At 50.9% G+C, this 5,646-nt stretch carries 3 protein-coding genes and 1 pseudogene; all 4 read left to right on the top strand.

Translation table 11 applies throughout. The annotated features are described in order from the left end of the window. Positions 1 to 196 precede the first annotated feature (196 nt). Positions 197 to 1,228: a class I SAM-dependent methyltransferase gene (locus PX482_RS23720; RefSeq protein WP_043999301.1), complete on the top strand. Its 1,032-nt coding sequence runs from the start codon at positions 197 to 199 to the stop codon at positions 1,226 to 1,228. 43 nt (positions 1,229 to 1,271) lie between these two features. Next, positions 1,272 to 3,527 (top strand): hypothetical protein, encoded by a 2,256-nt coding sequence (locus PX482_RS23725; protein WP_002761534.1) that lies wholly within the window; start codon positions 1,272 to 1,274, stop codon positions 3,525 to 3,527. After that, positions 3,524 to 4,294: a glycosyltransferase family 2 protein gene (locus tag PX482_RS23730; RefSeq protein ID WP_002761535.1), complete on the top strand. Its 771-nt coding sequence runs from the start codon at positions 3,524 to 3,526 to the stop codon at positions 4,292 to 4,294. Before PX482_RS23725 ends, PX482_RS23730 begins: the two co-directional genes overlap by 4 nt. Positions 4,295 to 4,572: 278 nt before the next feature. Beyond that, positions 4,573 to 5,451, top strand: a pseudogene (locus PX482_RS23735) (glycosyltransferase); the annotation flags it as partial. Positions 5,452 to 5,646: the final 195 nt, after the last annotated feature.

Here is a 5,646-nt window from a genome sequence, read left to right on the forward strand (position 1 = left end):
AACTTTTTCAGCAGACCCTAATTAGGGGTCTCAAGACCCCCCTAGCGGCCACCGAGAAAACCTTCACCAGCTAGGTATTTTTACTCAAGTCTCTGGAGGGGGACAGCTTATGTGACAGTTGAGGGTGCGGAATGTGGGTTGTATAATTTCTGTGACCCGCGAGATACCCTGTCGTGATCGCTTTTGTCTTAATATCATGACCGACCTCTCTATTTTCAGTAGTCCGCCAGTTTTCTGGCTACCCGATCGCCTGAGCGAGCCGAATCCTTGGCTCGGTCACATTCCCTTCGCGTTCTGGCTTGTGGACGCGCTGAAACCGCGCTTGATCGTCGAGTTGGGAACCCATAGCGGCAACTCCTACCTCGCCTTCTGTCAGGCGGTACAGCGCTTAGAGATTCCCGCCACCTGCCGGGCGATCGATACGTGGCGCGGCGACGAGCAGGCGGGTTTTTACGGCGAAGAGGTGTTTTCGGAACTCTCTGGCTATCACGATACCCGGTACGGAGGATTTTCGCAATTACTCCGCTCCCGTTTCGAGGACGCGGTGAAGGATTTTCCCGACGGGTCGATCGACCTGCTCCATATTGACGGACTCCATACCTACGAAGCCGTAAAAGGGGATTTCGAGATGTGGCGGGGGAAACTATCCGATCGGGCGATCGTTCTCTTCCACGATATCGAGGTATGCGAATCCGATTTCGGGGTTTGGAAACTCTGGAAAGAACTCGGCGATCGCTATCCCCGTTTTTCCTTCCTCCATAGCTACGGATTGGGGGTTCTCGGTTTCGGCCGCGATCTACCCGACCCGTTGCGGATATTGTTCGCCCTCGATCGAGATCTGGCCGCGTGCGAGGACATTCGAGGGCGATTCGCCCGGTTGGGAAACGCCCTCATCGATACCTTCGCTCTTCAAACGATGCGGGAAGAAAACGCTCGCCTAGCCGGGCGGATAAAATACCTTGAAGCGAGCGAGCGAGAAATTCACGATCGCTGGATCGAGTATCAGGTCTACGGGCGACGGGTACAGGTGGAACTAGAGCGCTCGAGAGAACTCCTAAAAAAATACCGCGACGGCTACCATCGAACCCGCAAAGCGTGGGAAGAAGCGAAAATACAACTGCAACAGGCCAGCGAGGGCTGGGAAAGCGCCCAGAACATCGTTCGATGGATGGAGACGAGCTTCTTCTGGAGGCTACGAGAATTGTGGATCGATAACAAACCGATGTAACCCCTAGCAAGCGGACATTATCCCGAACCGATACAGACACACCATGACTCAGGAAGAACAGATCGCGCGACGGAAATCGGCCGTCGAATCTCTATCCCGATTACAATCCCTGCAAAACGAGATCGAGCGAAAATACCTCGATCCCCCGCTGCGAGACTCTTTAGTCGAGAGCTGCGGCCGTGCCGTCCGGAAAGCGTTCCGAAAAAGCCTCGATCTAGCGGTGGCTCTCACCCCAGCCGCGCTCGGCACCCCCTTGGAGGGATGGAAAATTGTCAGGATTCTCGCTAAGAGCGGTCTATTCGACGAGAACTACTACCGACAGCACCACCCTGAGATCGACGGAGTCGCTCCCCTCGACCACTATCGATTGATCGGTCGGTTCAAGGGCGCGTCGGTGAGTCCGCTTTTCGCTGTCGATTATTACACCGCCCGCTATCCCGAGACGATCACCTCGAATCTCGATCCCGTGATTCACTATCTCACCGTCGGCTGGAAAAAAGGCTACGATCCTCACCCGCTATTCGATACCGCCTATTACACGGCCCGCTATCCGGAGGTAAAAACCTCTGATCTCCCGCCTCCAGTTCATTATCGGACAATCGGGGCGAAAAAAGGCTATAATCCCCACCCGCTATTCGATACCGAGTATTACCTCGCCAATAGTCCAGACCTCGCGGGAAGCGATATCGATCCCCTCTCCCATTTCCTGATCTGGGGAGCGATCGCTGGACGGAATCCCCATCCCCTCTTCGATATCGCTTATTATCGCCGGCAGAATCCCACTGACGCGAATCCCCTGATCGACTACCTACAGGAACCCTCCTTCCGAAAATACGATCCCCATCCCCTCTTCGATCGCACCTATTACAAAAAACAGATATCGATCGATACGAATCCCCTACTCCACTACAAGAACGAGGGCTATCGTCTCGGCCTCGACCCTCACCCGTTATTTAAAACCGCCTTCTATCGCGAACAACTGCCCGAAGAGATGGGGGAAACCGTCGATCCGCTCTCGGATTATCTCGTCAACGGGGTCGCCGCAGGACGCGATCCTCACCCGCTCTTCGATAGCCGTTACTATCTCGATCGTAATCCAGGAGTCGCCCGCGAGAAAATTAATCCCCTCTTCGACTACTGCCGGGGAGGTGCGGCCGAAGGGCGTTTCGCGTGGTCGGCCGCTCGATTCGATCACCCGTTCCTGAACGGGTACCGATCGGGGGAAATCGGGTTTTTACTGGAGGGAAATCCAGACTTTCCCGACCCGACGAAGGAAAAAATCGCCGTTTCCTGTAGCTCGATCGGTAATTATTTCATGGGGGAGATCGCCGATATCCTCGCGGCCGGTCTGTCGGCGATCGGGGTGAAAACCCTCCGGCTCTCGGAAAACGATTCCCTCCCAGCGGACATCACGCAGGAAATTATCGTCGCACCTCACGAATTTTTCTATCTGGGAAACGGGGTCGCACTCGGGAACGACCGATCTCGAATCACCCGATCGATTTTGGTCAACGTGGAACAGCCCCAAACTGCGTGGTTTTCCAAAAGTTACGATTTCTTGCGCCAGGCTGCGCTAGTCCTCGATATTAACTGGCAAACGGCGGTTTTCACCCGCGCTCTCGGACTCTCCTCGTATTTCCTGCCGTTGGGGTATCTGCCGGGGTACGCCCCTTTCGCGTGGCAGAAGGAAAAACCCGATCTCCTTGCGTTACGAAGCGTCCCGCGGGAGCGTTGGCATTCTGTCGAGAGCGTCGATTCCCCGTGGGGTGATCGCCCGATCGATCTGCTATTTATCGGTTATCTTAGCCAACGCCGACAGGACTTTTTTGCGACAAACGCCCGATGGCTTCATCGCTACCGCGCTTTTTTCCATATTCCTCCCCTAGACGGTCCCCTGATCGCGGGAAAAGGCAACGCCCTCACCACCGAGGCAGTTATCGGTTTAAGTCAACGGAGTAAAATCCTGCTCAATATTCACCAAAGCGATCTAAGCTATTTCGAGTGGCACCGGATCGTTTTTCACGGTCTCTGGCAGAAAACCCTCGTGATCACCGAACCCTGTTACCCTCTCCCCGGTTTGATTCCTAACGAACACTATATCGAGATTCCCGCCGAAAAAATGGAAGCGAAAATCGACGAACTCCTGAATACACCCGCGGGGCGCGAAGAGTCCGAACGGATTCGGAACGCCGGCCATCGGGCGATCATCGAACTTTTCCCGCTAGAGGCGATCGCATCGCAGCTTCTCTCCCTAACGGCGCGCGTTACTGACACGGCACAGGAGAAGGAACGGAAATGATCTTCACCCATCCCCACTCGTTACTTTTTGAAAAAAAACGATCTCGTCCAGTGAGCGTTACCGTCTGCGTTAGTCTCTATAACTATGCGGACTATATTCGGGAAACGCTGGATTCGCTCCTCGAACAGACCCTAGAAGCCTTCGATCTGGCGATCATCGATGACGCTTCCAGTGACGCTTCCGCCGAGATCACCTGCGACTGGCTGAAGAAAAACGCCGAGCGCTTCGAGCGGATTCTACTCGTCCGACACGATCGCAATAGCGGCGGCCCCTCCGCCCCCCGGAACACGGCGATCGCCTCATCGGATACCCCGTTTATTTTCTCTCTCGATGCCGATAATACCCTCTACCCCCGATGTCTCGAACGGTGTTTAGAAGTGATAGAAGATACCGGGGCCGAGATGGTTTATCCCCTGATCGAGAAATTCGGGGCGGAAACGGGAATTTTGGGAAATCAGAACTGGAGCGCGGAAATTCTTGCCCGTGGCAATTATATCGATAATATGGCCCTGATTCGGAGAACCGCGCTAGAGGCGGTGAATGGCTATTCCTATATGTGGCTCTACGGCTGGGAGGATTTCGATCTCTGGTGTAAATTCGTCGAACAGGATTTTCAAGGGGTTTTAGTGCCAGAAATCCTCGCCCGCTATCGGGTTCACCCGAAATCGCTCCTACAGGCCCACACGAAGTCAAGAGCGCGCTCTGTTACCGAGGAAATCCTCGAACGACACCCGTGGTTAACAATCGATCTAGAAGCGATCACTTGAAACTGATTGCTTCTCGTTTGGCCAGTCTTAAAATCTTACAACCCTGATTAACTAGGTTTTTCAAGGTGTGGAACCCCTTCAAGATAACCCGATGAATCACAGCTTAAAATCTAGCCTATCAATGGAGAAAATAACAGTCTCTGCAATTGTCTCTACTTATTCTAGACAAGCTAATGATAATCGCTTGACAATTCCCTCGATCGAATATAGAATCTTAAAATCTTATACCCCTGATTAACAAGGTTTTTCAAGGTGTGGAACCCCTTCAAGATAATCCGATGAATTATAGTTTAAAATCTAGCCCATCTATGGAAAAAATAACAGTCTCTGCTATTGTTTCTACTTATAAATCAGCCGAATTTATCCGAGGATGTCTAGAGGATTTAGTTACACAAACCCTTTATCAAAAGGGAGAATTAGAAATTATTGTTATCGATAGTGCTTCCCCCGAAAATGAACGGGAAATAGTCCTAGAGTTTCAACAAAAATATCCGAGAATTATTTATCAGCGGACGGAGGCAAGAGAAACCCTTTATCAAGCTTGGAATCGCGGCATTAAACAAGCGCGGGGACGTTATCTAACCAATGCTAACACCGATGATCGTCGCTGTTTCAATGCCCTAGAAATTATGGCTAGTTATCTCGACCAACATCGCGAGATTAGTTTAGTTTATGGCGATCAATTAATTACAACCATTAAGAATGATACTTTTGCCACTACCTCAGCTTTAAAACGCTGGAATTGGCCTGATTATTCCTATCAAGAGCTGCGGCAGAGATGTTGTGTAGGTTCTCAACCGATGTGGCGCAAATCACTTCACGATCGATACGGTTATTTTCAAGAGGATTTTCGCTGTGCGGGCGATTATGAATTTTGGTTAAGAATTGCTAGTCAAGGAGCAAAAATGTCCTTAATTCCCGAGATTTTGGGCTTGTATTATTTAAATCTGCAAGGATTAGAACACGGCAGTAATGGTCAAGCTTTACGGGAACATTATCAGGTATGTAAGACCTATCAAATTCCTCACCCAGAAATTGTCGATATAGCAGTTAATTCTGAGCCAGTTAATGTCGAAAATTTAGGTATACCTCTAGAGAGCGATGAACTAGAAAAATTAAAGATAATTCAAGCTGTTTCTACTCGTAAAACTCCAATAACTGGACTTCCCCGTTGACAAAAAGCCATAACCTGTGCTGTAGGAGGGATTAAAAGAATTTCCGCCGCCCCGTTACTGGGTACAAATCAGGGAAACTCCCAATAAATCTAACGCTTTTTGTTGCAGTTGGGTCGGTCGAGTTATCTTAGAAAAACGATAACTTCCCTCCCTAATCGTACATTCCACTGTATTCAA

The sequence above is a fragment of the Microcystis sp. M53602_WE12 genome (genome assembly GCF_030065455.1).
Classification (GTDB): Bacteria; Cyanobacteriota; Cyanobacteriia; order Cyanobacteriales; family Microcystaceae; genus Microcystis; species Microcystis aeruginosa.

What these genes read in the sequence shown, in the direction of transcription:
- PX482_RS23720 (WP_043999301.1), top strand. Translation starts at nt 197, where the DNA reads ATGACCGACCTCTCTATTTTCAGTAGTCCGCCAGTTTTCTGGCTACCC.
- PX482_RS23725 (WP_002761534.1), top strand. Translation starts at nt 1,272, where the DNA reads ATGACTCAGGAAGAACAGATCGCGCGACGGAAATCGGCCGTCGAATCT.
- PX482_RS23730 (WP_002761535.1), top strand. Translation starts at nt 3,524, where the DNA reads ATGATCTTCACCCATCCCCACTCGTTACTTTTTGAAAAAAAACGATCT.